Genomic DNA, 24936 nt, shown 5'->3' on the forward strand with positions numbered 1-24936 from the left:
GCCCGGCGCGCACCGCGTGCACGCCGGGCCGCCCGCCACCCGCCGGGGGCGCGGTTACGCGTCCTGGCCGACGTGGATGTCGACGCCGAGCTGACGGAAGAGGCCGGCCATGTCCAGCTGGTCCCAGTGCTCGGCCAGCAGGCCGTCCTCGACCCGCCAGAAGTCGATCGACTGGAAGCTGAGCGGACGCCCGGTGGCCTCGACCCCGAAGAAGGTGCCCCGGTGGGTGCCGGAGTACTCGAAGCGGCCGGCGATCCGGTCCCCCTCCACGACCACATCGTGGGTGACGACCTTGACGTCGGGGAACGCGGCGAAGATCTGCTCCCAGAACGCCGTGTTGGCCTCGATGCCGTCCTCGACGACCGGGTTGTGGTCGATGTGCCCGGGCGCGGTGTGCGCGCTCATGGTGCTCACGTCATGACTGTTGATCATGTCGACGAAGCGCTGGACGAGTTCACGGTGGTTGTCTGCCATGTCTGTGTGCCTCTCTGGGCTCGCGTCACTGGACGGGCGGGCGAAGGGGCCCCGCGGGTCCCCCCGCGAAGCTCGCCACCGGCCGCCGCCCACCGAGGATCCCCACCGCCTCTGGAGCCGCTCTGGAGGGCGCCTGTGGGCGCGGCCCATCCCCGATCCCGGCTCAAGTGCCCGCTCCTAGCGTCGAAGCCATGAAGGCTCTCGTACTCTCCGGCGGGGCCGGAACCCGCCTGCGCCCCCTCACCCACACATCCGCCAAGCAGCTGGTGCCCGTGGCCAACAAGCCGGTTCTCTTCTACGGCCTGGAAGCGATCGCGGACGCGGGCATCACCGAGGTCGGCATCATCGTCGGGGACACCGCCGACGAGATCATGCAAGCCGTCGGCGACGGCTCCAAGTTCGGCCTCGCCGTCACCTACATCCCCCAGTCCGCTCCCCTGGGACTGGCCCACGCCGTCCTCATCGCCCGCGAGTTCCTCGCCGACGACGACTTCGTCATGTACCTCGGCGACAACTTCATCGTGGGCGGCATCTCCGACCTGGTCGACGCCTTCCGCGCGCAGCGGCCCGCCGCCCAGATCCTGCTCACCCAGGTCTCCGACCCGCAGCAGTTCGGGGTCGCCGAATTCGGCCCCGGCGGACGGATCGTGGGCCTGGAGGAGAAACCGGAGCACCCCAAGAGCGACCTCGCGCTGGTCGGCGTCTACCTGTTCACCGACGCCGTGCACGAGGCCGTCCGCGCCATCAAGCCGTCCTGGCGCGGCGAACTGGAGATCACCCACGCCCTGCAGTGGCTGATCGACCAGGACCGCGACGTCCGCTCCACCACGATCTCCGGGTACTGGAAGGACACCGGCAACGTCGGCGACATGCTCGAGGTCAACCGGTCCGTCCTGGAACACGCCGAACCCCGCATCGAGGGCGACGTCGACGACACCAGCGAGATCATCGGCCGGGTGCGGATCGACGAGGGCGCCCGCGTCACCGGCTCACGCATCGTGGGCCCGGCCGTCATCGGCGCCGGCAGCGTGATCACCGGCTCCTACGTCGGCCCGTTCACCTCCATCGCCGCCGACTGCCGCATCACCGACAGCGAGATCGAGTTCTCCATCGTCCTGGACGGCTCCTCGGTGCACGGCGCCCGCCGTGTGGAGGCCTCCATCATCGGACGCAACGTGGAGGTGACCCCCGCCCCGCGGATCCCCGCCGCCCACCGGCTCATCCTCGGCGACCACAGCAAGGTGCAGATATCCTCATGACCACCACACGCATCCTCGTCACCGGCGGCGCGGGGTTCATCGGCTCGCACTACGTGCGCACCCTGCTCGGCCCGGCCGGCCCCGGCGACGTCCACGTCACCGTCCTCGACAAGCTCACCTACGCGGGCAACCCCGCCAACCTCGACCCGGTCCGCCACCACCCCGGCTTCCGCTTCGTGCACGGCGACATCTGCGACACCCGCCTGGTGGCCGAACTGGTCGCCGGACACGAGCAGATCGTGCACTTCGCCGCCGAGTCCCACGTCGACCGCTCCATCCTCGGCGCCGCCGAGTTCATCACCACCAACGTGCTGGGCACCCAGACCCTGCTCGACGCGGCGCTGCGCCGGCCCGGCCACCCCGCCCGCTTCCTGCACGTGTCCACCGACGAGGTCTACGGTTCCCTCGCCGAGGGATCCTGGCCGGAGAGCGACCCGCTGCGGCCCAACTCCCCCTACGCCGCCTCCAAGGCCTCCTCCGACCTGGTGGCCCTGTCCTACCACCGCACCCACGGCCTGGACGTACGGGTGACGCGCTGCTCCAACAACTACGGCCACCACCACTTCCCCGAGAAGGTCATCCCGCTGTTCGTCACCAACCTCCTCGACGGACACCGCGTCCCGCTCTACGGGGAGGGACTGAACGTACGGGACTGGCTGCACATCGACGACCATGTGCGGGGCCTGGAACTGGTGCGCACCGGCGGCCGGCCGGGCGAGGTCTACAACATCGGCGGCGGCACCGAGCTGAGCAACAAGGAACTGACCACGCTGCTGCTGGACCTGGCCGGAGCGGGCTGGGACAGCGTCGAGCACGTGCCCGACCGGCTCGGCCACGACCTGCGCTACTCGGTCGACTGCGGCAAGATCTCCCGCGAGCTGGGCTACCGGCCCCGCAAGGACTTCACCCAGGGCCTGGCGGAGACCTTCGCCTGGTACCGCGACAACCGTTCCTGGTGGGAACCGCTCAAGCACAGGGCCGCCCTGTGAGCGGGTGAGCCCCCGGCGGCCCGCACGCTCCCTAACGGTGCCCCGGAGACCTGTACGGGTCTTCGGGGCACCGGTGTGCCGGGCCGCCCGCGGACGACGGCACGGGGCGCGCCGCGGGCGGTGGCGAAAGGGAGGGTCGCGCACCTCGGGGCCGTCTGCTCCGCCGAGCGCGCCGCACCCGGGCGACCGCGACGACGCCGGCGGCCTCGCGAGGAACTCCCGGTGGGCGGTGGGGCGCTCCGCGACGGCACGGGGCGCACCGGGCGCCGCGGCCGGACGGAGGAGGAGGAGGAGGCTTCACCGGAGGACGGAGGGGGCCTCGCCGGAGGGCGGCCGGGACGCCCGGGCGGAGCCGGTACGGCCGGAGCCCCGCGCGGTGGGGACCGGCGGGGTGATGACGGCAACGGCCGGAGTCCGGCGCGGCGCGGCGGGGCCCGGCGGGGTGATGACCGGCGCGGCGGGGGCCGGTGTGGTGATGGCCCGCGCGGTGGCCGGGGCCGGGTGCGGTGTCCGGTGTCCCGGGTGCCCTGCCCAGGCGGTCACCGTGGTGCCGGGCGCGGTGCTGCCGCCGGGCCGCCGGGGGCGTTCAGCGGCCGAGGTGCTGGGGGTGCGGGAGCTGCCAGGAGGGGCCGTAGGAGGTGAGTGCCTCCTCGTAGGTGGGCAGCAGGCCGCGTGCGACGGCCTCGGACAGGCTCGGGGCGGCGGCGTCCTTCTCGGAGCGGATCAGGGAGGTGGTGGTGGGCCAGGGGATGCCGATGGCCGGGTCGAGGGCCTGGATGTCGACCATGGTGCCGGGGACGTACTCCTCGGAGCACAGGTAGTTCATGCAGGTGTCGTCGGTCAGGGCCAGGAAGGCGTGGCCGAGGCCGTCGGCGAGGTAGACGCCGATGCCGGAGCCGGCCTCCTGCAGGGTGGTGTCGAACATGCCGAACGTCGGGGAGCCGACGCGCAGGTCGACCACCACGTCCAGGGCGGCGCCGCGGACGCAGGTCACCAGTTTCGCCTGGCCGGGCGGCAGGGTGGTGCCGTGGATGCCGCGCAGGGTGTTGCGGTGGGAGACCGAGAAGTTGACCTGGCGGACGGTGAACGGCTGGCCGCTGCTTCCGGTCAGCTCACCCAGGCGCCAGGCCTCGAAGAACCGGCCCCGGTTGTCCGGCAGTTGCGACGGCGTGATCCGGAAGGCGTCGCGGACCTTCATCTCCTCAATGGCCATGCTTCCTCGGTTCGGGTCGTCGGGTCGTGGGATCGTCCGGTCGTGGCTGACGAGCCGCCGATGCACCGGTGCGTGGGTGGTGAGGGGTGCGGGGTCCGCGGCCGTCGGCGCCGCGGACCCCGGGTGGGTGTGCGGGTCAGTGCAGCGGGGCGGGGGTGCTCTCCCCCGCCGGTGTGTGCTGCCCGGCCGGGGCGGGCTGCGCGGCCGGGGCGCGGGTGGGCGCGGCGGCGGGGCGGCGGGAGGGGGCGAGCAGCATGGAGAAGGTCGCCAGGGCCACCGCGACGGCGCCGACCCACATGGCGGGGACGAGGCCGTCGACGAAGTTGCGGGGTGAGGCGTAGCCGCCGTTGGCGCTGAAGATGGAGGCGAGCAGGGCGACGCCGAGGGCGGCGCCGACCTCGCGGGTGGCGGCGGTGACGCCGGAGGCGATGCCCTGTTCGTGTTCGGCGACCGAGCCCATGGTGAGGTTCATCAGCGGGGCGTAGAACAGGGCCATGCCGGCGCCGCAGATCATCAGGGAGGGCAGCTGGGCGGCGTAGGAGACGTCCGGTTCGAGGACGAAGGCCCAATAGACCATGCCGGCGGTCATCATGGCGAGGCCGAGGGTGACCACGGGTTTGCCGCCGATGCGGTCGGAGACCATGCCGCCGATGGGGGCGACGACCATCGGCATGGCGGTCCAGGCCAGCAGGCGGACGCCGGCCTGCATGGCGGTGTAGCCCTGGATGTTCTGCAGGAACTGGGTCATCAGGAAGATCGCGCCGAACATGCCGACCGACATCAGGGCGCCGGCCAGGTTGATCGCGGTGAAGGCGCGGTTGCGGAACATGCGCATCGGCACCATCGGGTGTTCGGTGCGGTTCTCCCAGACGACGAACAGGGCCATCACGGCGGTGCCGCCGATCAGTGCGCCCAGGACCTGCGGGGACGTCCAGCCGTCTCCGTGGCCCTTGATGAGGCCGAGGACGATGCCGAACAGGCCGAGGCTGGCCAGGGCGGTGCCGACGGCGTCGAGGCGGGAGTGGGCGATACGGCTCTCGGCGAGCTTGCGGAAGGACAGCGGGGCCAGGGCCAGGCCGATCGGCACGTTCAGCCAGAAGATCCACTGCCAGGACAGGTGCTCGACGATGGCGCCGCCCACCAGCGGGCCGGCGGCGATGGACAGTCCGTTGACGGCGCCCCAGATGCCCAGGGCCGCGCCGCGTTTCTCGGCGGGCACGGCGGCGGTCAGCAGGGTCACCGACAGCGGCATGATGATGGCCGCGCCGATGCCCTGGACGGCGCGGGCGGCGACGAGTTCGTTGATGCCGGGCGCGAGGGCCGCGGCCGCGGAGGCGGCGGTGAACAGCAGCAGGCCCAGGCTGAAGACCTTGCGGCGGCCGAAGCGGTCGCCGAGGGCGGCGCCGAACATCATCAGGACCGCGAAGGACAGGGTGTAGGCGTTGACCGTCCATTCCAGGTCGGTGAGGCTGCCGCCGAGTTTCTCCCGGATGGTGGGCAGCGCCGTGATGATGACGAGGTTGTCCAGTCCCGCCATGAACGAGGCGAGGCTGGTGGTGAGAATGGCCCAGAAGACCACCCTCTTGGTTTCACCGCCCGGGGATGGGGGGTTGACGGTGCTCATCGAGCATCCTTTCTGGAGGCTGGTCAGTGCGAGATGCTCTTCGCCGTGACCTGTCCGGCCTGCGCCGGCGCACCCGTCGCCACCGGGCCGGTCCGGCGCCGACGACGCTACGGACGCGTACTCGACTCCTCCTCGAGCCCCGGTGGGCGCCGGTGCGGGGTGCGGGCACGGCGGCGCCGCGGGGCCCGCGTACCGGTGTCGGCAGGCGGGCGCCGCGGCGTGCGGGCGGCGGTGGGCCCGGTCAGGCGAGCTGGCGCTGGAAGGTGGCGATGTCGAAGTAGAGGGTCTCGTCGACGAGGACGTCGCCGTCGAAGTGGAAGAAGACGGCGACGGGGGCGTCGATGGACTTGCCGCGGTTGGGTATGCCGCGCCAGTCCGCGTGCTGCTTGCCGCGGGCCTGGGCCTCCAGGATCACCGCGGTGGGGGTGTGGTGCACGTGGTGCAGGTCGTGCTCCAGGTCGGGGAAGGCCGCCTTGAGGTCGGCGAAGTAGCCCTTCTTGATGGCTTCTTCGCCGATCAGCGGGCCCTCTTCGAAGGCCTGGATGCGGTAGACGCCGCCGCGCGGGAAGGTGGCCAGCACGCCGTCGATGTCCCAGGCGATCTCGGCGACCGTGTGCTGCAGGACGACCGCCTCGCGCTTCTTGCGCAGTTCGGCGTCGGGCTGCGGGAGATCCGCGCCGGGCAGAGTGAACTCGTGTGCTTCGGTGGCCATGACCATTCCTCCACGCATCGGCCTGTTCGGTTGCCGCCGACGCTAGGGCGGCGCGCTCGCTCGGCCCTCGTTTCCGGCTCGAACCGCCGGGCCCGGGGCGGGTGGTGGGGGTTGTCAGGCGGTGGGCTGCAGGCGGGCGGTGTCCTGGGGCGGGCGGTAGGTGGGGCGGTAGCCGCAGGCCAGGCCGAGCGGGGCGAGCAGCAGGCACAGGCCCATGTCGAGGGGGAAGGGGCGGCCGGTGACGACGCGGTACTCGTCGCGGAAGGCGAGGGCGAGCAGGGGCATCTGCAGGCGGGGGGTGCCGTCGGGGCGCAGCCGGCCTTCGTTGGTCAGTCCCCACAGGGTCTCGAAGACGGTTTCGGTCTGGTAGGCGGGGGTAGTGCGCCAGATGACCCGGGTGGTTTCGGGGCCGGGGTTCCACATGGAGTGGACGGCGCCCGGGGGGATGTGGAAGTCGGCGCCCTGGTCGTACTCGTGGAGGGTGCCGTCGAGCTGGAGGCTCAGGCGGCCGCTTTCCAGGCGCATGTGTTCGGTCTGGCGGGGGTGGTAGTGCTGGGGCGGTTTGATGACGGCGGGCGCGTATTCGACGGCGACCTCGACGTAGGCGCCGTCGGTCTCGGCGGCGGTGGTCAGGAAGGTGAGGGTGTCTTTTCCGAGGCGGAGGGTGTCTCCGGGGCGGGCCATCGGGTGCCTCTTCTCGTCCGGTGAGGGGGGTGGCGGGGTGGGTCAGGCGGTGCGGGTGCCGGCGGGGGTGGTGCGGTGGCGGGGCAGTCCGAAGTAGGCGGTGAGGAGGTTGAGGACGCCGATGCCGGCGGCGATCCAGAAGCCCAGGTGGAGGCCGTCCAGCCAGGCCAGGGCGGGGTCGGTGCGGGCGGTGAGTTCGCTGGTGGTGCGGGTCAGGGCGCTGGTGGCGACGGTGGCGACGCCCAGTGAGGCGCCGACCTGGAAGGCGGCGACCAGGACGCCGGAGGCGATGCCCTGCTGGTGGGGCGGGATGTCGGAGACGCCGTGCACGTTGACGGGGATGCCGCAGCACTGCATGGAGGCGCCCAGGATGAGCAGGGCGGGCAGCAGGTGCCGCAGGTAGTCGCCGTCGGCGGGGGCCTGGGTGAGCAGGAGCAGGCCCAGCAGGGAGCCGGCGGCGCCGGCCAGGTAGACGGGGCGGGGGCCGGCGCGGTGCATGACGCGGGTGGCGGGGGCGGTGACCAGGATGGCGACGATGCCCAGGGGCAGGAACGCGAAGCCGGACTTGAGGGTGGAGTAGCCCAGGGTGCGTTGCAGGTAGTAGCTGCACAGGAAGAGGACGGAGGCCTGGACGCCGCTGGTCAGGACGCGGCCGAGGCCGGCGGTGGCCAGGGAGCGGGTGGCGAACAGGTGCAGCGGCATCAGCGGGTCGGCGGCGCGGCGTTCGATGAGGACGAACGCGGCCAGCAGGACGAGGGCGGCGGCGGCCGGGGCGAGGACGTAGGGCGGTGAACCGGCGCCGTGGTCCTGGATGTTGACGATGGCGTAGACGAGGGCGGCCAGGCCCGCGGTGACGGTGGCGGCGCCGGCCAGGTCGGGGCGGGAGCCGCGGACGGCGGTGTCGGGGCGGCCGCGGGAGAGCAGCAGGACGCCGGCGACGGCGACGGCGCCGAAGGGGAGGTTGATGTAGAAGATCCAGCGCCAGCTGAGGCTGTCGGTGATCAGGCCGCCGGCGATGACGCCGAGGGTGCCGCCGAGGCCGGCCAGGGCGGCCCACACGGCGAGGGCGGTGGTGCGTTCGCGTCCGCGCGGGAAGGTGGTGGTGACCAGGGACATCGCGGCGGGTGAGAGGAAGGCGGCGCCGCAGCCCTGCAGGGCGCGGGCGGCGATGAGCAGGCCGGCGTCGCCGGACAGGCCGCACAGCAGGGAGGCGGCGGTGAACAGCAGCGCGCCGAGCAGGAAGGTGCGTCGCCTGCCCCAGCGGTCGGCGGTGCGGCCGCCGAGCAGCATGAGGCCGCCGAAGCACAGGATGTAGGAGGTCAGTACCCATTCGATGGCGGTGGGGCCGGCGCCGAGGTCGCTCTGGATGGCGGGCAGGGCGAGGTTCACCACGGTGGTGTCCAGGAGCACCATGAACTGGGCGAGGGCGACGAAGACGAGCAGGCGCCAGCGGCGCGGGTCGGCCGCGGCGCCGTCGGCGTCGGGTGTGCGGTTCCTGGTGCGGGCGGCGGCGGGGTGGTCGGTGGTCATGGCTCCCTCTCGGACAGGTCTGCCTCCCGCCCCCTTCCCGGCGCCGCCCTTGGGGCGGGTGGCCGGGAAGGGGGCGGCCCGGTCAGGCGGCGGGTGCCTCGATGTAGCTGAGGGCGTTGTAGATGGTGCGGTCGGGGTCGGTGATGGCGCGCCGGCCGTGCATGACGCGGGTGTTGTCGATGACGGCGGCGTCGCCGTCCTGCCAGTCGAGGTTCTCGGTGAGGCGGGCGGTGACCTCTTCGACCTCGGCGAGCAGGGGTGCGGGCAGTTCGGTGGTGTCGGCGAAGGTGATGGTGGGCTTCTCGTAGTTGAAGGAGGGGCCCAGGATGCTGTTGGCGAAGGAGGGGCGGGGGCCGAAGACGGTGGGGCCGGCCGCGGGGGTGCGGAAGGAGTAGCGCACGCCGCCGTCGTCCTGGGGGGTGATCTCGGTGCCGGGCAGTTGTCCGGCCAGGGCGAGGAGTTCGGCCACCTGGATCTGGTCGGCGGGCTTGGTGCGGCCCAGCAGGTGGTGGGCCATGGCCCGCCACTGCGGTTCGGCGACGTAGCGGCTGTAGACGATGTCCTGGGCGGCGAACGCGGTGCGGGCCTGGTCGCTGAGGGCGTCCCAGACGCGGTAGCCGTCGCAGACGGTGGTCTGGGAGCCGGCGGAGGCGGCCTTCTCGCAGAAGAACCAGGCGAGGTGGGAGCGGAAGGGGCTGTTGCCGTTCTCGGTGTGCAGGCCGACCTCGTCGAAGCCGGCGTCGACCTTCTGGGCGACCTCGGAGTAGAAGTCGCGGGCGGGGTCGAGGGTGGTGGAGGTGGAGGTGTTCTGGACGAGGGCGGTGAAGGCGTCCATGTCGGCGCCGAAGCCGCGCAGCAGCAGGAAGCCGGCCTGGGCGATGAGGTCGCGCAGTTCCTTGGGGTCGATGCCGTCGAGGCCGCCGGGGCCCGCGGGCTGGACCAGCAGGCCGCTGCCGGTGCCGTAGGGCGTGGTCTGCACAGCCGTACTCATGCCTTCTCCTTGGTCTGCTGGGGTGCCGCGGCCGCGGCGGGGGGCTGGTTGAGGACGTGGTGGCGGATGACGTCGCGGCGGGGGCGTCCGGTGACGGTGAAGCAGGTGGCGTAGGCGGGGTCGTCCTCGGACATGAGGTGGACGACGGCGGCGCGTTCGATGCCGGAGAGTTTGTGCCTGCCGAATTCGGTGATGCGGCTGCGGGCGGTGTCGGGGTCGAGGCCGGCGTCGATGACGAACAGGCCGTGCACGTGGTCGAGGCCGTCGGCGATGACGGCGGCCTCGCGGATGAAGCCGAGTTCGCGGTAGCGGGCCTCGACCCATTCGGGGGCGACGTTGCGGCCGCCGGCGGTGATGACGAGGTTCTTCTTGCGTCCGGTGATGCGCAGGTAGCCGTCGTCGTCGATCTCGGCGAGGTCGCCGGTGTGCAGGCGGCCCTGGTCGTCGACGACGACGCTGGAGGGGTCCTCGCGGGTGTAGCCGGCGAACAGGGAGGTGCTGCGGATGAGGAGTTCGCCGTCGTCGGCGAGTTCGGCGTGGACGTGGTCCAGGGGGCGGCCGACGGTGCCGAAGCGGACTTCGCCGGGGAAGTTCCAGGACACCACGGAGGAGTTCTCGCTCAGTCCGTAGCCCTCGTGGACGGTCAGTCCGTGGGCGTGCAGGCGCTGGAGGATCTCGGGCGGGACGGGGGCGCCGCCGCAGGCGATGAAGACGGGGCCGTCGTGTCCGAAGATCCGCCGGTGGCGTTCGGTGACGCTCTCGGCGGGCTGCTGGTCGCACAGGGCGAGGAAGAGGCCGGCGACGGTGGGCGGGACGACCAGGGCGGTGGGGCGGGCCTGGCGCAGCAGGGTGAGCATGCGGGGTGCGGCGTCGGCGGCGGTGCCGACCAGGGCGGTGCCGGGGGGCAGGAAGGACACCGAGCCGCCGGCGAGGAAGGGCATGTAGAGGCCGGCGACCTGTTCGATGAGCAGGCTGAGGGGGACGATGGACAGGTACCGCTCGAAGATCGCCGGGCGGGTGCGGGTGCGCAGCGAGGTGAGCAGGGCGTCCAGGCCGTGCCGGCGGATCTGCACGCCTTTGGGGGCGGAGGTGGTGCCGGAGGTGTGGATGACCTTGACGACGGCGTCGTGGTCGGGGACGGGCGGGTGGGGGGCGGGGGGCCGGGCGAGCAGGGCGGGCAGGTCGAGGGCGGTGGTGGGGCAGCCCGCGGGCAGGACGGGGTCGGGGGTGGTGGCCGTCCAGCGGGCCAGCGCCGCGCTGCCGGCGGTGTCGGTCAGGCACAGGTCGGCCGTCTCCAGGAGGGAGGCGGCCTGTTGGGCGGTGAAGGCGGTGGGTACGGGGATCTCGACGGCGCCGGCGAACAGGGCGGCGAGGTCGGCGGCGACCCATTCGGGGGAGTTCTCGGCGAGCAGTCCCACCCGGGCGGGCCGGCCCAGGGTGCGGGCCAGGTCGGTGAGGTCGGCGGCCAGGGCCAGGGCGGTGCGGATGAGGTCGCGGTAGCCGAAGGCGGTGCCCTCGCCGCCGTCGGCGGCCAGGACGCGGACCATGACGGCGTCGCTGTCGGCCTGCTGGAGCAGTCCGCGGGCCAGGGACAGGGGTGTGGTGTCAGGCGGCACGGGTGAGCACCCCCTGCCGGTCGGGGCGGTTGCTCAGCAGCCGCATGTCGACCGAGGTGAAGCAGTAGCGGCCGATGGCGGCCAGCAGCAGGGTGGACTGTTCGGCGGCCTCGGCGTAGCCGACGACGGGCCGGGTGTCGTAGTAGGTGCCCCAGGCGGCGCGTTCGTCGACGGGCAGGCGTTCGAGGGAGGCGTCGGCGAGGGGGTGGAAGACGCAGCCGAGGCGCTGCATGAGCGCGGCGAGCCGGCCGGTCATGGTCATGACGGCGTAGGGGCGGCCCAGGCAGGCCATGATCAGCGGGATCGCTTTGATGATCTCGGCGCCGGCGGCGGCCCGCACCGAGGCGATGGAGCCGATCTGCAGGACCTGGGAGCGTTTGACGGGGGTGCCGACGGCCTGGGTGATGACGTCTTCGACGGGAGCGTCGAGATAGCGTTCCAGCAGGATGGTCTCTTCCTCGGGGAAGGACAGGCCGGCGCAGGCGAGGACTTCCTCCTGGCCGTCGGCGGTGTCCTCGAAGAAGGCGAGGAAGCCGTCCGGGTCGGGGGTGATGCTGGCCCGGTACTGCTTGGCGAACACCAGCCGGGCCAGGTCCGCGGCGGTCTGCCAGTCCGGGGTGCCGCGCTCGGACAGGGTGATTCTCATGTGCTGCGCTCCCTAACGGGGTGGGGTGGGACGCGGGGCGGACTCATCGCCCGAGCACCGCGGAGCGGTGCGCGGCCGGCCGGGCGCTGAGGGCGAGTTCCGCGGCCCGCAGGGCGCTGTTGATGGAGGTCTCGGCGAGGATGCCGGGGGCGGCGACGCTGTCGCCGGCCAGGAACACCCCGTCCCCGCGGTCGACGGCGGGCCGGTCGCGCCAGCTGAGGCCGGGCAGGTCGAGGGCGCCGGTGCGGCCCCGGGAGACGCCTTCGCGGCGCCACAGGATGCGCTGCTGCCAGCCCGGTGTGGTCAGGTCGAAGAGTTTCTCCAGCCGGGCCAGCGCGTCGGCCTTCGACTCGCCGGGCCTGATCGGCATCTGTCCCTGGAACAGGGCCTGGCCTTCGGGGGCGAGGGAGGGGTCGTGGTCGGAGTACTGGGAGGTGAAGCCGCCCTCGTCCATGTCGAAGGAGACGTTGCCGTCCTTCTTGGAGTGGGTGACGGCCATGTCGAGCAGGGCGGCGGTGCCGCTGGGCCACTGCAGGGAGTCGTCGCCGAGCAGGCTGCGGGCGGAGGCCAGCGAGGTCGCGACGATGACCGGTCCGCCGGTGGGCAGTTCGGTCAGCCGGGAGCCTGTTTCGATGACCACGCCGCGGGCGCGGGCGACGCGTTGCATGCGCTCGATCAACGCGCCCCAGCCGCCCATGAAGTAGCGGCTGGGCAGCGGGAAGCGGGGGGTGCCCACGCGCAGCAGGCGTTCCCACACGAAGGCCGCCGAGAGGCGTCCGGGGTCGCCGTCGAAGAGGATCGGGCCGAGGAAGCCGAGGGCCTCGTCGACGGTCTGCTGGGCGAAGCGTTCGCTCGCCCAGTCCTGGAAGGAGCGGTCGACGGGGACGTCGATGCCGCGGTGCATCCAGGTCATCCTCATGTAGCCGCCGGGCAGCGTCATCCGCAGCCGGCCCTGGTGGCGGAAGCGCATCCGGGTCCACTCGTGGAAGGACAGCCGTACGTAGCGGCCGGCCAGTCCGCGCTGCAGCAGCCAGTGCCAGGCGTCGCCGTTGTCGAAGAAGGTGTGCGGCCCGTCGTTGGTGACGTAGGGGCCGGAGGCGGAGCGGGCGCGGCCGCCCGCGTGGGAGTGGGCCTCGTGGACGGTGACGCGGGCGCCCTGTTCGGCGGCGGAGATCGCCGCGGTCAGGCCGGCCAGTCCGCCGCCGATGATCGTGATGTTCGCCATGGTTGTCGCTCTCACTCGCCTTCGAAGGTCCGCGGCCGGTCTGGTCTCAGCCGTCGAGCGTGGCCATGGCGCCGACGGGATAGCGGTCCCCCACCGTGGAGCCGTGGGGGGCGATCTCGTCGAGCGCCGTGAGGTCGTCCGCACTCAGGACCACGTCGCTCGCGGCGAGGTTCTCCTGGAGGTACGGGACGCGCTTGGTGCCGGGGATGGCGACCACGTCGTCGCCCTGGGCGAGCACCCAGGCCAGGGCGAGCTGCCCGGCGGTGATGCCCTTGGCCGCGGCCAGGTGCTGCAGCCGTTCGACGACGTGCAGGTTCTGGTCGAGGTTGCCCTGCTGGAAGCGGGGCGCGATGCGGCGGAAGTCGTGTTCGGCCAGCCCGTCGAGGCTGCGGATGCGGCCGGTGAGCAGGCCGCGGCCCAGCGGGCTGTAGCCGACGAAGCCGATGCCCAGTTCACGGACGGTGGCGAGGACTCCGTTGACCTCGACGTCGCGGGTGGACAGGGAGTACTCGGTCTGTACGGCGGCCAGGGGGTGCACGGCGTGGGCGCGGCGGATGGTGGCGGCGGACGCCTCGCAGACGCCGAGGTGGCGCACCTTGCCGGCCTCGACCAGTTCGGCCAGGGCGCCGACGGACTCCTCGATGGGCACGGCGGGGTCGACGCGGTGCAGGTAGTACAGGTCGAGGTGGTCGGTGCCCAGCCGGCGCAGGGTGCCCTCGACGGCGGTGCGGATGTAGTCGGGGCGGTTGTTGAGGCGGCCGGTGATGGTGCCGTCCTCGGTGATCTCGTTGCCGACCTTGGAGGAGACGACGACGTCCTCGCGGCGGCCGGCGATGACGCGGGCGACGAACTCCTCGTTGCTGTGCGGGCCGTAGAAGTCGGCGGTGTCGAGGAGGGTGACGCCCAGCTCGAGTGCCCGGTGCGCGGTGCGCAGGGCCTCCTGGTCGTCGGCGGGGCCGTAGGCGAAGGTCATGCCCATGCAGCCGAGTCCCTGTTCGGAGACCGCCGGCCCCTGGCTGCCGAGTGTTCGTTGCCGCATCATCGGTTCCTTCCTGAGCCGTGCGCGCGGTTGTCGTCCCCGGGGGTGGCCGGTGCCGGCACCACCCGGGAATTAGCAGTGACAGTATTGATGCCCCTGCTAGAGAAGTACTGGGGCCGCGCTTCGCCGGCCGGCCCACGCCCCGTTCACCGGCGCCGACTCCGCCGGACGGCAGGCCCGTTCACAGGGGTTCGCTCCCCTGGGCCGGGGCCCGTACGCGGGGGGTGCTCTCCCGGGCCGGGGGCCGGGGGGCCGCTGCGCGGGGCAACTCTCGTGGGCCGGGGCCCCTACGCGGGGGGGTGCTCTCCCGGGCCGGGGGCCCGTACATGGAGCAGCAACTCCCGTACGTTGAGGGCTGGTTCAAGGCTCCGACTCCGGGCCCGTACACCTTGGCCCCGTACACCTTGGGACCGTTCACGGGTCCGGCCCCCCGTACGCCTTCGGCCCGTTCGCCGGCGCCGGCGCGCACGTGGGCCGCGAGCTCGTACGCGGGGTCGACTCCCCCGGGATGCGCAGGCCTGCGTCCGCAGCAACGCCCTTGCGGCGGGGGCCCGTTCACCAGGTTGCCGCGGGGCCGGAAGTCCCTCGTCCGCGGGGGCGCTCCCCTGGGCCGGAGGCCCGTGCACGGGTGTCGACGCCCGCGGGCCGGGGGTGCGCTCGTCGGCGTCGTTCCCGGACCGGAAACCCGTTCACCGACAGCGCCCCCTGGGCCGCAAGCCCGTTCCCGGTGCCGGCTCCGGCACGGACCCAGGCCTGTTCGCGGTGACAACGCCCCCGAGCCGCAGGCCCGTTCACCGGTGCCGGATCCGGCACGGACCGGAGGCCTGTTCGCGGTGACAACGCCCCCGAGCCACGGGCCCGTTCACCGACGCCGGCTCCGGCACGGACCGAGGCCCGTTCGCGGTGCCAACGCCCCCGAGCCGCAGGCCCGTTCACCGGCGTTGGCTCCGGCACGGACCGGAGGCCTGTTCGCGGTGACAACGCCCCCGAGCCACGGGCTCGTTCACCGGTGCCGGCTCCCTGGGTCCGAACCGTCGTCCACCGGTGTCGGCGCCTGTGGGCCCGTGCGCGGGCGTCAACGCCCCCCGGGCCGCAGACCCGTTCGCCGCCGGCCCTCGGCCGGTTCGCGGGGGCCGGCATGCGACCGGTTCGCGGGGGCCGGCCGGCGGCTCGTTCGTGAGGGGCGCCGGTCACCGGGCGCGCCGGGCGGCGGGCGGCGGGCGGTTCGCGGGTCAGCCGGCGGTAGCCAGTTCGCTGGTGACGGAGGCCCAGGTGTGGCCCGTGCCGGCGGTTGCGCTCTCGGCCAGGCGGGTCCACGGGTCGGTGCCGAGGACCTCGGTGGCCTGTTCGCGCAGCCACTGGTCGAAGGGGTCGGCGGAGGTGAGCAGGCGGCGGGCGGCGGCCTGCGGGTCGCGGGCCTCGATCTGGTGGACCAGGACGTCCTGGCCGTCGAGGGGGCGCAGGTCGAAGGACTCCTGGAGGATGCCGGCGCGGCGCCGGGAGGCCTCGTAGGCGTGCAGCCGCGGTCCGGCGAGCTCGGCCTGCAGGCGGCGCCAGCCCTCGGCCGCGCCGCCGGTCAGGGGCAGCAGGGCGCAGGCGCCGGTGACCGCCCGGCGGGCGGCGGCGCGGGCGGCGGTGCGGGCGGCGGGGGCCAGCCGGCGCAGGCCGAGCACGGCCAGCATGTTGGACTCCACGCCGATGCCCCAGCGTTCGGCGATCAGGCCGTTGTCCAGCAGCCGCCACACCACGACGCCGGTGAACTCGATGACCTGTCCGGTGGGGGCGGCGCCCAGGAAGTCGCCCAGGTGGGTGCCGCGCCAGGTGTTGTGGATGACGACGTGGTCGCCGTGGGCGCTCATGTCCTCGATGGTCACGTGCAGGTCGGGGAAGCCCTCGCGCAGGCCGGCGATGGTGTAGCGGACTCCTTCGAGTCCTTCGGGGGCTCCGGGCAGCGGCTGGTGGTCGACCATGTCGGGGCTGTAGATCTCGTCCACGACCGAGAAGTCGCCCTGGTTGACGAAGGCGTCGAAGACCCGGCGGATGGTCTTCTTGTTGCGCTCCTCCACGCTCTGTGCGGTGCGCACCGTCTCTTGTATCGACACGTTCCATCCTTATGGCGTCGGCGCCCGCGAGGGGGCGGGTCGGGGCGGGCGGGGGCGGGCGGGGGCCCGTCACCGGCCGGGGAAGGGGGCGTCCCAGGTGAGGGTGAGGCCCGCGTACACGTAGCGGCTGGCCTCGATGGCGAGCAGCAGGACGGTGTCGCCGGGGGTGATGCGGCCCTCGCTCCAGCCGGCGTCCAGGGCCAGCGGTACGGCGGCGGAGCCGGTGGCGCCGACGTCGGTGAGGTTTTCCACGATGGTCTTGCTGAGGGTGGTCTGGTCGGCGGCGGACAGTCCGGCGGTGCCGTACTCGCTGGCGAAGTACTCGGCGTTGCCCTCGGGCAGGACGCAGGCGTCGATGTCGTCGAGGGTGAGGCCGGAGCGGTGGAGCATGTCGTGGATGCCTTCGACGAAGACGCGGGGGCCGAAGCGGGCGGTGCCGGGGATGTCGAGGCGGATGTCCATGAGGCGGGGGCGGCGCTGCTGTTCGGCGAGGGGGGCGTCGGTGCCGCCGCCGATGATGTGCATGCCGGGTTTGCGGGTGCCGCCCAGGGAGCGGGTGGCGAAGACGGGGCGGGGGCGGCCGGCGGCGGAGCCTTCCTCGCCGGCGCGCAGCACCATGGCGCCGGCGCCGTCGCCGAAGGTGTAGACGGTCAGGCGGTCGCGCATCCGTACGCGTTCGGGTTCGCGGCCCAGGAAGACGGGGGCGAGCAGGGGGGAGACGGCTTCCGCGCCGATGACCAGGGCGGTGGTGTAGGTGCCGTCGGCGAGCAGGCGGCGGGCGATGTCGAGGGCCTGGACGGCGCCGACGCAGCCGGCGCGGACCTCGATGACGGCGCAGCGTTCCAGGCCGAGTTGTTCCTGGACGTAGGTGGCGGCGACGGGCAGCAGGTAGTCGGGGCTGGCGGTGGAGACGACGATCAGGTCGATCTCGTCGGGCGTGACGCCGGCCCGGTCGAGGGCCTGGCGGGCGGCGGCGGTGGCCATGGCGGAGGTGCTGGTGGTGTGGGCGCCGGTGGCGGGGTCGACCATCCAGTGCCGGCGCTCGACCTGGATGCCGTCCAGGACGTCGTCGGGCAGCGGTCCGCAGACGCGGGCGAGGGCGTCGTTGTCGAGGGCCTCGCCGGGCAGGTGGGCGCCGGTGGCCAGGACGGACACGTGGCGTTCGGCGGGTGCGGGGGGCGGGGCGGGGGTGTGGGGCATGGTCAGTTCTCCGTTGCGGGACGCAGGACGAGGCTGATGTGGGTGCCGCCGAGGGAGGAGCTGTTGATGAGGACCGGGCCGGCGGGGGTGCCTTCCTGCCAGCCGGTGACGGCGAGCAGGGCGGCGAGCTGCGCGCCGGCGCCGACGGGTTCGCCGAGGGTCTGCTTGGGGGTGTGCACGGGGCAGCCGGACTCGGCGGCGAGCCGGCCGGTGGCCCGTGCCTCGGGGGCGTCGGCGCGGGTGAGGCCGGCGGCGTTGGCGAAGATCGCGGTGACCTCGCCGGGGTGCACTCCGGCGTGGCCGAGGGCGGCGTGCATGGCGCGTTCGACGCCTTCGCCCCTCTCGTCCCAGCGGCCGACGCCGGCCGCGTCGCCGGCGGTGCCGTGGCCGGCGAACTCGGCCAGGATGCGGGCGCCGCGGGCGCGGGCGCTCGACTCGCGTTCCAGGACCAGGGTGATGCCGGCCTCGGCGAGGGTGTAGCCGGTGTCGGTGAACAGGGGCAGGCCGCGGTAGGCGGTCAGGACGCCCGGGGAGAGGTCTTCGACGGCCGGGCACAGGACGGCGTCGGCGCGGTGCTGGAGCAGCAGGTCGTGGGCGACGGTCAGGGCGGAGGCGCCGGCGGCGTGGCCGGTGGTGACGGTGGAGGTGGGGCCCTTGGCGCCGACGTGCATGGCGACCTGGCCGGCGGCGGCGTTGAAGACGGTGTTGGGGAAGACCGCCGGGCTGCCCTCGGCGGGGCAGCCGTCCAGGACGGGCAGCAGGAAGTCCTCGATGCTGCGCATGGGGCCGAGGCCGGTGCCCAGGACGACGCCGGTGTGCTCGTCCGCGTCCAGGCCGGCGTGGGCGAGGGCGGCGCGGCAGGAGGCGACGGCGAGCTGGGAGAGGCGGTCCATGCGGCGGCGGTCGCGGGCGCCGATGTGTGCGGCGGGGTCGAAGTCGGCGCGGGCGACGTGCAGGCCGTCCTCCTCGGCGCCCAGCCGTCCGCCGTGCCGCCAGGCCTCCCACAGTGCTTCCAGGCCTTCGCCGGCCGCCGTGATGGCGGCGCCGCCGGTGATGACGACCTTCTCCGCGGCGGGCGGGGCCGGTACGGAGAAGCGGCGGCCGGAGGGCCAGCCGAAGGCGACGCAGGCGTTGGCGCCGGCGAAGGCGAAGTTGTTGGACAGGGCGGCGTTCATGGCCAGTTCACGGCCGGTGTCGGGGACGGCGTCGAGTCCGCATTTGGGGTCGGTGCCGGTGAAGTTGGCGGTCGGCGGGGCGGTCTGTTCCACCAGGGCCTGGACGGTGACGATGGCCTCGACCGCGCCGGCCGCGCCGAGCAGGTGGCCGATCATCGACTTGGAGCTGCTGAGCGCGGTCTTGTCGGCGGCCTCGCCGAACGCGGCGCGCACCGCGTTGGACTCGGCGGAGTCGTTCTTGGGGGTGCCGGTGCCGTGGCCGTTGATGTAGCCGACGTCCTGCGGGGTGATGCCGGCGGCCTTCAGGGCGCCGCGGATGGCGCGGGCGGCGCCCTCGCCCTCGGGGTGCGGGGCGGTGGCGTGGTAGCCGTCGGCGGACAGGCCGTAGCCGAGGACCTCGGCGAGGATGGGGGCGCCGGCGGCGCGCGCCACGGACTCCTCGGCGAGGACCAGCATGCCGGCGCCCTCGCCGAGCGAGAGTCCGTCGCGGTCCTTGGAGTAGGGGGCGGCGGGCTTGGTGGACAGGGACTGCAGGCTGGTGAAGCCGGCGAACGCGGTCTCGGTGAAGGCGTCGCTGCCGCCGGCGAGCATCGCGTCCGCGCGGCCGGCGGAGATCGCCTCGGCGGCGTGCGCGATGGCGTGGGCGCCGGAGGCGCAGGCGGTGTTGACGCTCAGCGCGGGGCCCTTGAGACGGAAGGCGCTGCTGAGTGCCTCGGCGATGGCCTGCGGGGGGACCAGCAGGTAGTGCCGGCCGTCGTCGGGGGGCGCGGTGCCCTCGCGGCTGCGGCGGGCGAGTTTCTCGGCGGTGCGCAGGCCGCCGTTGCAGGAGCCGAAGGCGACGCCCCAGCGTTCGGCGGGCAGCGTGCCGAGGCCCGCGCCGGCCATCGCCTCCTGGGCGGCGGTCAGCGCGAAGTCCATCGCCGGTTCGCGCTCGCGGCCGCCGAAGGAGGCCAGGTAGTCGTAGGCGGGCCGGGAGGGGTTGGGCACCTCGCCGCCGATGGCCGTGCCGTAGCCGTCCATCGGCATGCCGCGGACCGGGCCGATGGCGGAATGCCCGGCCCGGATGCCCTCCCACAGCGCCGTGGCGCCCTCGCCCTGGGCGGTCACGGCGCCGACGCCGCAGACCACCACGGTCCGGGGCCGGGCCGCGGCGTCCGGCCGGGTGTCGTGGTCGTAGACGTCGGTCATGGCCGCACTCCTTTCGGGGATGCCGTGTGTTGCGGGCATTCCAGCTGCTGCGGGTATCGCGGGTATGGCGGGTGAACCGGGTGCTGCTGATGTGCCGGGCGTGTTGGGCGTGTTGGGCGTGTTGGGCGTGTTGGGCATGGTCGGCGTGCCGGGTGTGTCGGGCGGGCCGGGTGCGTCTGGTGTGCGGGGTATGGCGGGTGTGTCGGGCTGCCGGGTCACGAGGGCCGTCCCAGGGCGACGGCGACGGCCTGCCCCTCCAGGCCGCGGGCCAGGGCCAGGGCGCTGTCGGGGCGGGTGTGGCGGGGGCTGAGCGGGACGTAGTCGAGGTCGCACTCGGGGGCGGGGTGGTGCAGGTTGAGGGTGGCGGGCACGGTGCCGCTGTCCAGGGCGAGCGCGGCGACGGCCGCGTTCAGTGCGCCGGCGCCGCCGACCAGGTGCCCGGTCTGTGGTTTGACGCTGCTGATCTGGGCGGACTTGGCGGCGGTGCCGAGCGCGTCGTGCAGGGCGACGGTCTCGCTGGCGTCGCCCTGCAGGGTGGCGCAGCCGTGTGCGGCGATGTAGCCGCCGTCGGGGAAGGGGCGTTCGGCGTCGCGCAGGGCGCGGGTGATCGCGCGGGCCAGGCCGCGGGCGCGGGGCTGGGGGCTGGGCGGGCGGACGCAGTCGTTGCCGGCGCCGAATCCGGTGACTTCGGCGTAGCAGTGGGCGCCGCGGGCCAGGGCGTGGGCGCGTTCCTCCAGGACGAGCAGGGCGGCGCCCTCGCCGAAGACGGAGCCGGAGCGGTCGCGGTCGAAGGGGCGGAAGGCCTCCTGGCCGAGGTCGGTGCGGGTGCTCAGGACGCCGAGGCCGTCCATCTTGGACATCGCCCACCAGCCGGTGGCGTCGTCGTAGCCGCCGGCGAGGACCACGTCGGCCTCGCCGCGGCGTACGGTGCGCATGGCCCGGCCGATCGCCATCGCGCCGGAGTCGGCGGTGCCGGCGAAGTAGGCGTTGGCGCCGCGGATGCCGTACTTCTCGGAGATGTGGAAGGCGGCGGCGGGCTGCAGTCCCTCGACGAAGAACAGCGGGGCGATGACCGAGGAGGCGGTGCGTCCGAGGCGGTGCAGGTCGGGGGTGCCGTCGTCGGCGCGGACGGCCTGGAGCTGGGCGATGAGTTCGTCCATGCGGGGCATTTCCTTGTTGCTGCCGAGGAAGAGCCCGGTGCGCTGTCCCAGGTCGCTCTCGCCGTCCAGGCCCGCGTCGCGCAGGGCGAGGGTGGCGCCGGCCAGGGCCAGTTGGTCGCCGCGGCACAGCATGCGCAGGGTGCGCCGGCCGGCCCACCGGGTGGGGTCGAAGCCGTGGATCTCGGCGCCGATGCCGGTGCGCAGCGGGGCCGGGTCGTAGGCGCGCAGCGGGCCGATGCCGCAGCGGCCCTCCAGCAGGCTGTCCCAGGTCTCGGCGGCGCTCTGGCCGATCGCGGTCATCAGACCGATGCCGGTGACCATCACGCGGCGGCGCTGCTCGCTCATGCTGTGCCCTCCCGGGTCGTCGTGGCGCTGAGCAGGGTCAGGGCGCGGACGGTGGCGACCACCCGGCCCTCGACCCGGGCGGTGGCCCGGCATTCGGTGCGCTGCCGGCTGTGCCGGCTCACCTCGACGGTGAGGTGCACCTGGTCGCCGGGTCCGACGAAGTGCTTGAAGCGCACCCCGCGCACGCCGGCCAGGCGCCAGGCGCCCGGGCCGGCGGCGGTGCGGGCCAGGGCGGCCAGGCTCTCCAGCAGCAGCACGCCGGGCAGGACGGGGTGGCGCGGGAAGTGGGCGGTGAAGCACTCCAGGGTGGCCGGCACGTTGCGCACGGCCACGGCCCGTTCGCCCTCGGCGAGTTCCAGCAGCCGGTCGAAGGCCGGCAGTCCCCCGGTGCCGGCCGGCGCCTGCGCGACGGCGGCGGCCTGCGGGACGGTGGTGGCGGCGGGCTGCGGGACGGTGGTGGCGGCCTGCGGGGCGGTGGTGGTCATGTGTCCTCCCGCGGGGCGCCGATGACGAGGCTGGTGTTGCTGCCGCCGAACGCGAACGCGTTGATGAGGGCCGCGTCCACCGGCATCGGGCGGGCGGTGTGCGGCACGTAGTCGAGGTCGAGACCGCGGTCGGGCCGGTCGAGGTTGACGGTGGGCGGGACCAGGCGGTGGCGGATCGCGCCGAGTGCGGCCAGCACGCCCAGGCCCAGGCTGGCCGAGGTGAGGTGGCCGGCCATCGACTTGGGGGCGCTGACGACCAGGCGGTGGGCGTCGTCGGCGAACACCTTCTTGATGGCGACGGTCTCGGACTGGTCGTTGCCGTGGGTGCTGGTGCCGTGCGCGACGACGTAGTCGATGCCGCCGGTGCCCACGCCCGACTCGGCCAGGGCCGCCTGCATGGCCTGGATCGCGCCGGAGCCGTCGGGCGGCGAGTCGGTGATGCGCCAGGCGTTGAGGGTGGAGCCGTAGCCGAGGACCTCGCCGAGGACGGGTGCGCCGCGTTCGCGGGCGGCGTCCAGGTCCTCCAGGACGACGGCGACGGCGCCCTCGCCGACCACGAAGCCGGAGCGGTCGGCGTCGAAGGGCCGTGAGGCGTGCTCGGGGTCGTCGTTGTGACGGTCGGTCAGCGCGCCCAGCAGGCTGAAGCCGAGCAGGTCGAGCCAGGTGGTCAGGGAGTCGTAGCCGCCGGCGACCATCAGCTGGGCGTCGCCCTCCTGGATGGCGCGGAAGGCCTCCCCGATGGCGTGCCCGGATCCGGAGCAGGCGGTGGAGATGCCGATCATCGGGCCGGTCGCGGACATCATCCGGGCCATGGCGCTCAGCGGTACGTTCTGGTCGTCGGTCAGGGTGACGGCCGGCGGGTGGCACAGGAAGGCGTCCGGGCGGCCGGTGGTGGCGCGCAGGTGGCCGACGTCGAGGAGGGCCTGCAGTTCGGGCCGGCCGACGCTGGCGCCCATGGCGACACCGCGCTCGTCGAAGGGGTACACGTCCTCGCCGAGCTCGTCGGCGCCCGCGTCGCGCAGTGCCTCCCAGGCGGCCGCGACGCCGAACTGGCCGACCCGGGAGAGGTGTTTGCGTCCCACCCGGGCCGGGATCGCCGTGGCCGCGTCGAAGTCCTTGACCTGGGCGGCGATACGCACCGGGAAGCCGGAGGCGTCGAAGGTGGTGAGCGGGCCGACGCCGCTGCGTCCGGCGGCCAGCGACTGCCAGGTGCTCTCGGCGTCGTTGCCGAGCGGGGTGACGGCCCCCACTCCGGTGATGGCTACACGGGTCATCCCACCGGCCCTCCGCCCTGCAACTGGTGCGCCATGCGCCGGGTGTCGGCCGGGTCGTCGAGGCGCTCGGCGTCGATGAGCGCGCACAGGATGCCGCTCGCGCTCAGGACGTCCTCGCCGTCCGCGGTCACGGTGCCGTCCAGGAGGGCGGCCTCCTCGGTCATCGACTCGATGGTGGCCCGCATGCGCAGTACCTCCCCGGGGCGTACGGCGCGGTGCGCGGTGGCCTCGCCGACGGCGAGGAGCGCGGCACGCAGCCGGTGGTCGGTGGAGAGCATGATCAGCCAGGTCGCCGACTGGCACAGCGCCTCCAGGGCCAGCCCGAAGGGCAGTGCCGGTCCGCTCCCGGTGTCCTGCCAGTAGGTCTCGTCGACGGAGGTGACCTTGCGCGCGGTGATGTCCTCGCGCGGCGTCCAGGTCTCGATCCGGTCGATCAGATGGAATCGCATCGTCGTCTCTTCTTCCGTTCCCTCACGGTCCGTTACGGACGGCCGATGCCCAGCTGGGCGGAGAACCCGCCGTCGACGCAGAGCAGTTCGCCGGTGGTGTAGCCGGAGTCGGGTCCGGCCAGGAACACCGCTGCCGCGGCGACCTGCTCGACGGTGGCGAAGCGGCGCAGCGGTATCTGCCGCTTGATGCTGCGGCCGCCGTCGCGCTGCATCACCCCGTCCACCAGGTCGGTCGGGGTGAACCCGGCCAGGACCGCGTTGACCCGCACGCCGAAGCGGGCGAGTTCGATCGCCGCGCAGCGGGTGAAGGAGTTCAGCGCGCCCTTGGACGCCGAGTAGTTGGCCTGGCCGATCCAGCCGCGCTCGCCCATGGCCGAGGAGATGTTGACGATCGTGGCGTCGCCGTGGGCCATGAACTGCTCCATGACGGCGTGCGTGCAGTGGTACGCGCCGCCGAAGTTGACCTTCATGACGTTCAGCCAGGCGTCCGGCGGCGCGTCGTAGATGAGGCCGTCGTCGCTGGTGCCCGCGTTGTTGACGAGGACGTCGAGGGAGCCGAGGAGGCGGGTGGCCTCCTGCACCAGGCGGGCGGCCTGCTGCGGGTCGGCGACGTCGGCGCCGATCGCCACGGCCCGGCCGCCCGCGGTCTCGATCTCCTTGACGACCGCGGCGGCGTCCTCCTGCCGGGAGCGGTAGTTGACGGCGACGGCCGCCCCCTGCTCGGCCAGGGCCAGGGCGATGGCCCGGCCGATGCCGCGTGAGGCACCGGTGACCAGGGCGGTGCGGTCCTTCAGCTTCATCTGTCTCTTCCCGTTTCTGCTACGAGGCGGGCGGCGGCTGCCGGGCCCGCGCGGACAGGGGCCGCACCCGGCCGGCCGTCCGGCCGCCCGTGGGGCGGGCGGCCGGCCGGCCGCGGGTGGGCGAGGGGGCGGGAGGCACCAGGTGGTGCGCGGGACGCCGCCTGCCCGCACACCACCGGCCGGGTGGGGTCAGGCGGCGTTCTGTGCCGCGGCCCGCTCCGTCAGCAGGTCGGTGAGGTTCTGCACGGTGAACAGGCCCAGCACGCCCTCGGCGGTCAGCGGCTCGGCGAGCTGGCTGCGGTCGAACTGCGGCAGGACCTTCTCCAGGTGGGTGAGGCCGGTGTCGTTGACGACCTCGTTCTCGTCACCGAACTCCTCGTCGGGGATGCCGCCCTGGAGCAGCGCGGCGATGTCGGCCACGGTGATCTTCACCTTGGTGGCGCGCTCGATGCGGAAGAGGATGTCGAGCAGGTCGATCGACTCGGCGCCCAGCTGCCCGAGCAGGGTCGCCTCGGCAACCGCCTCGGACTCGTCGATGCCGAGGGCGTCGGCGATGGCGGCCTGGACCGCGTAGAAGTAGTCGGTCGAGGTGGAAGTCAGGGTTTCGGACACCGTTGGCTGCCTTTCGGATGGGTCGTTCTCCGGTGCCGGCGCCAAAGGCCGGCACCGCACGGACGGGAACGGGAGAGGGAAGAAGGAGAAGAGGGAACAGGACGGGAGGAACACGAACAGCACGGACGGGACGGACGGCGGGAG

At 73.5% G+C, this 24936-nt stretch carries 22 protein-coding genes; 2 read left to right on the forward strand and 20 right to left on the reverse strand.

Going from position 1 to position 24936, the window contains the following annotated elements:
• Positions 1–54: 54 nt before the first annotated feature.
• A complete protein-coding gene (locus OG199_RS00730) occupies positions 55–474 on the reverse strand; it encodes an ester cyclase (protein WP_405827260.1) in 420 nt (139 codons plus the stop codon).
• A gap of 191 nt (positions 475–665) precedes the next feature.
• Here OG199_RS00730 and OG199_RS00735 point away from each other — a divergent pair, with 191 nt between their 5' ends.
• Positions 666–1733: a glucose-1-phosphate thymidylyltransferase gene (locus tag OG199_RS00735; RefSeq protein ID WP_405827262.1), complete on the forward strand. Its 1068-nt coding sequence runs from the start codon at positions 666–668 to the stop codon at positions 1731–1733.
• Positions 1730–2722, forward strand: coding sequence for a dTDP-glucose 4,6-dehydratase (gene rfbB / locus OG199_RS00740; protein WP_401808808.1), 993 nt, complete (start codon positions 1730–1732; stop codon positions 2720–2722). Before OG199_RS00735 ends, rfbB begins: the two co-directional genes overlap by 4 nt.
• A gap of 586 nt (positions 2723–3308) precedes the next feature.
• On the opposite strand, the gene OG199_RS00745 is transcribed toward rfbB, so the two are convergent.
• The 19 genes from OG199_RS00745 to OG199_RS00835 all read right to left on the reverse strand — a co-directional run bounded on the left by OG199_RS00745 (position 3309) and on the right by OG199_RS00835 (position 24792).
• Positions 3309–3935 (reverse strand): dTDP-4-dehydrorhamnose 3,5-epimerase, encoded by a 627-nt coding sequence (locus OG199_RS00745; RefSeq protein WP_351726601.1) that lies wholly within the window; start codon positions 3933–3935, stop codon positions 3309–3311.
• Between the two features lie 136 nt (positions 3936–4071).
• The gene (locus OG199_RS00750) at positions 4072–5559 is read right to left on the reverse strand and encodes a DHA2 family efflux MFS transporter permease subunit (protein WP_405827265.1); all 1488 of its coding nucleotides are present in this window, start codon (positions 5557–5559) and stop codon (positions 4072–4074) included.
• A gap of 241 nt (positions 5560–5800) precedes the next feature.
• On the reverse strand, positions 5801–6271 hold the full coding sequence (locus OG199_RS00755) for an ester cyclase (protein ID WP_356806408.1): 471 nt from the start codon (positions 6269–6271) through the stop codon (positions 5801–5803).
• A gap of 114 nt (positions 6272–6385) precedes the next feature.
• Positions 6386–6955, reverse strand: coding sequence for a cupin domain-containing protein (locus tag OG199_RS00760; RefSeq protein WP_356806410.1), 570 nt, complete (start codon positions 6953–6955; stop codon positions 6386–6388).
• 42 nt (positions 6956–6997) lie between these two features.
• A complete protein-coding gene (locus OG199_RS00765; RefSeq protein WP_401808801.1) occupies positions 6998–8485 on the reverse strand; it encodes an MFS transporter in 1488 nt (495 codons plus the stop codon).
• Between the two features lie 82 nt (positions 8486–8567).
• Positions 8568–9476: a TauD/TfdA family dioxygenase gene (locus OG199_RS00770; RefSeq protein WP_356806413.1), complete on the reverse strand. Its 909-nt coding sequence runs from the start codon at positions 9474–9476 to the stop codon at positions 8568–8570.
• Entirely contained in the window at positions 9473–11092 is a 1620-nt protein-coding gene (locus OG199_RS00775) for an AMP-binding protein (protein ID WP_405827269.1), read from the reverse strand. The genes OG199_RS00770 and OG199_RS00775 overlap by 4 nt, the downstream gene beginning before the upstream one ends.
• Positions 11082–11738 carry a thermostable hemolysin gene (locus tag OG199_RS00780; protein WP_356806417.1) on the reverse strand — a complete coding sequence of 219 codons (657 nt, stop codon included), beginning with the start codon at positions 11736–11738 and terminating at the stop codon, positions 11082–11084. Before OG199_RS00780 ends, OG199_RS00775 begins: the two co-directional genes overlap by 11 nt.
• A gap of 43 nt (positions 11739–11781) precedes the next feature.
• Positions 11782–12978, reverse strand: a complete 1197-nt coding sequence (locus tag OG199_RS00785; RefSeq protein ID WP_356806418.1) for an FAD-dependent oxidoreductase — start codon at positions 12976–12978, stop codon at positions 11782–11784.
• 31 nt (positions 12979–13009) lie between these two features.
• On the reverse strand, positions 13010–14002 hold the full coding sequence (locus tag OG199_RS00790; RefSeq protein ID WP_356806425.1) for an aldo/keto reductase: 993 nt from the start codon (positions 14000–14002) through the stop codon (positions 13010–13012).
• A 1232-nt stretch (positions 14003–15234) separates the two neighbouring features.
• Entirely contained in the window at positions 15235–16104 is an 870-nt protein-coding gene (locus tag OG199_RS00795; protein WP_401808796.1) for an ester cyclase, read from the reverse strand.
• A 69-nt stretch (positions 16105–16173) separates the two neighbouring features.
• Positions 16174–17304 carry a 3-oxoacyl-[acyl-carrier-protein] synthase III C-terminal domain-containing protein gene (locus OG199_RS00800; RefSeq protein ID WP_356806422.1) on the reverse strand — a complete coding sequence of 377 codons (1131 nt, stop codon included), beginning with the start codon at positions 17302–17304 and terminating at the stop codon, positions 16174–16176.
• 2 nt (positions 17305–17306) lie between these two features.
• Positions 17307–19667: a beta-ketoacyl-[acyl-carrier-protein] synthase family protein gene (locus OG199_RS00805; RefSeq protein WP_356806424.1), complete on the reverse strand. Its 2361-nt coding sequence runs from the start codon at positions 19665–19667 to the stop codon at positions 17307–17309.
• 215 nt (positions 19668–19882) lie between these two features.
• Positions 19883–21172, reverse strand: coding sequence for a beta-ketoacyl-[acyl-carrier-protein] synthase family protein (locus tag OG199_RS00810; RefSeq protein WP_356807815.1), 1290 nt, complete (start codon positions 21170–21172; stop codon positions 19883–19885).
• Positions 21169–21657: a 3-hydroxyacyl-ACP dehydratase FabZ family protein gene (locus tag OG199_RS00815; RefSeq protein WP_401808792.1), complete on the reverse strand. Its 489-nt coding sequence runs from the start codon at positions 21655–21657 to the stop codon at positions 21169–21171. The genes OG199_RS00810 and OG199_RS00815 overlap by 4 nt, the downstream gene beginning before the upstream one ends.
• Complete coding sequence (locus OG199_RS00820; protein ID WP_356807819.1) at positions 21654–22931, reverse strand: beta-ketoacyl-[acyl-carrier-protein] synthase family protein; 1278 nt, start codon at positions 22929–22931, stop codon at positions 21654–21656. The genes OG199_RS00815 and OG199_RS00820 overlap by 4 nt, the downstream gene beginning before the upstream one ends.
• Entirely contained in the window at positions 22928–23380 is a 453-nt protein-coding gene (locus tag OG199_RS00825) for a 3-hydroxylacyl-ACP dehydratase (RefSeq protein ID WP_356807821.1), read from the reverse strand. Before OG199_RS00825 ends, OG199_RS00820 begins: the two co-directional genes overlap by 4 nt.
• Positions 23381–23412: 32 nt before the next feature.
• Positions 23413–24180 carry an SDR family NAD(P)-dependent oxidoreductase gene (locus OG199_RS00830; protein ID WP_266708833.1) on the reverse strand — a complete coding sequence of 256 codons (768 nt, stop codon included), beginning with the start codon at positions 24178–24180 and terminating at the stop codon, positions 23413–23415.
• Between the two features lie 189 nt (positions 24181–24369).
• Positions 24370–24792 carry an acyl carrier protein gene (locus tag OG199_RS00835; protein WP_401808788.1) on the reverse strand — a complete coding sequence of 141 codons (423 nt, stop codon included), beginning with the start codon at positions 24790–24792 and terminating at the stop codon, positions 24370–24372.
• Between the last annotated feature and the right edge of the window lie 144 nt (positions 24793–24936).

It is taken from the genome of Streptomyces sp. NBC_01176, assembly GCF_045039825.1.
GTDB lineage: Bacteria > Actinomycetota > Actinomycetes > Streptomycetales > Streptomycetaceae > Streptomyces.

Excerpts from the sequence above, each read along its gene's own strand:
- OG199_RS00730 (WP_405827260.1), bottom strand. The coding sequence starts at position 474 with ATGGCAGACAACCACCGTGAACTCGTCCAGCGCTTCGTCGACATGATC.
- OG199_RS00735 (WP_405827262.1), top strand. The coding sequence starts at position 666 with ATGAAGGCTCTCGTACTCTCCGGCGGGGCCGGAACCCGCCTGCGCCCC.
- rfbB (WP_401808808.1), top strand. The coding sequence starts at position 1,730 with ATGACCACCACACGCATCCTCGTCACCGGCGGCGCGGGGTTCATCGGC.
- OG199_RS00745 (WP_351726601.1), bottom strand. The coding sequence starts at position 3,935 with ATGGCCATTGAGGAGATGAAGGTCCGCGACGCCTTCCGGATCACGCCG.
- OG199_RS00750 (WP_405827265.1), bottom strand. The coding sequence starts at position 5,559 with ATGAGCACCGTCAACCCCCCATCCCCGGGCGGTGAAACCAAGAGGGTG.
- OG199_RS00755 (WP_356806408.1), bottom strand. The coding sequence starts at position 6,271 with ATGGCCACCGAAGCACACGAGTTCACTCTGCCCGGCGCGGATCTCCCG.
- OG199_RS00760 (WP_356806410.1), bottom strand. The coding sequence starts at position 6,955 with ATGGCCCGCCCCGGAGACACCCTCCGCCTCGGAAAAGACACCCTCACC.
- OG199_RS00765 (WP_401808801.1), bottom strand. The coding sequence starts at position 8,485 with ATGACCACCGACCACCCCGCCGCCGCCCGCACCAGGAACCGCACACCC.
- OG199_RS00770 (WP_356806413.1), bottom strand. The coding sequence starts at position 9,476 with ATGAGTACGGCTGTGCAGACCACGCCCTACGGCACCGGCAGCGGCCTG.
- OG199_RS00780 (WP_356806417.1), bottom strand. The coding sequence starts at position 11,738 with ATGAGAATCACCCTGTCCGAGCGCGGCACCCCGGACTGGCAGACCGCC.
- OG199_RS00790 (WP_356806425.1), bottom strand. The coding sequence starts at position 14,002 with ATGCGGCAACGAACACTCGGCAGCCAGGGGCCGGCGGTCTCCGAACAG.
- OG199_RS00800 (WP_356806422.1), bottom strand. The coding sequence starts at position 17,304 with ATGCCCCACACCCCCGCCCCGCCCCCCGCACCCGCCGAACGCCACGTG.
- OG199_RS00805 (WP_356806424.1), bottom strand. The coding sequence starts at position 19,667 with ATGACCGACGTCTACGACCACGACACCCGGCCGGACGCCGCGGCCCGG.
- OG199_RS00810 (WP_356807815.1), bottom strand. The coding sequence starts at position 21,172 with ATGAGCGAGCAGCGCCGCCGCGTGATGGTCACCGGCATCGGTCTGATG.
- OG199_RS00815 (WP_401808792.1), bottom strand. The coding sequence starts at position 21,657 with ATGACCACCACCGCCCCGCAGGCCGCCACCACCGTCCCGCAGCCCGCC.
- OG199_RS00820 (WP_356807819.1), bottom strand. The coding sequence starts at position 22,931 with ATGACCCGTGTAGCCATCACCGGAGTGGGGGCCGTCACCCCGCTCGGC.
- OG199_RS00825 (WP_356807821.1), bottom strand. The coding sequence starts at position 23,380 with ATGCGATTCCATCTGATCGACCGGATCGAGACCTGGACGCCGCGCGAG.
- OG199_RS00830 (WP_266708833.1), bottom strand. The coding sequence starts at position 24,180 with ATGAAGCTGAAGGACCGCACCGCCCTGGTCACCGGTGCCTCACGCGGC.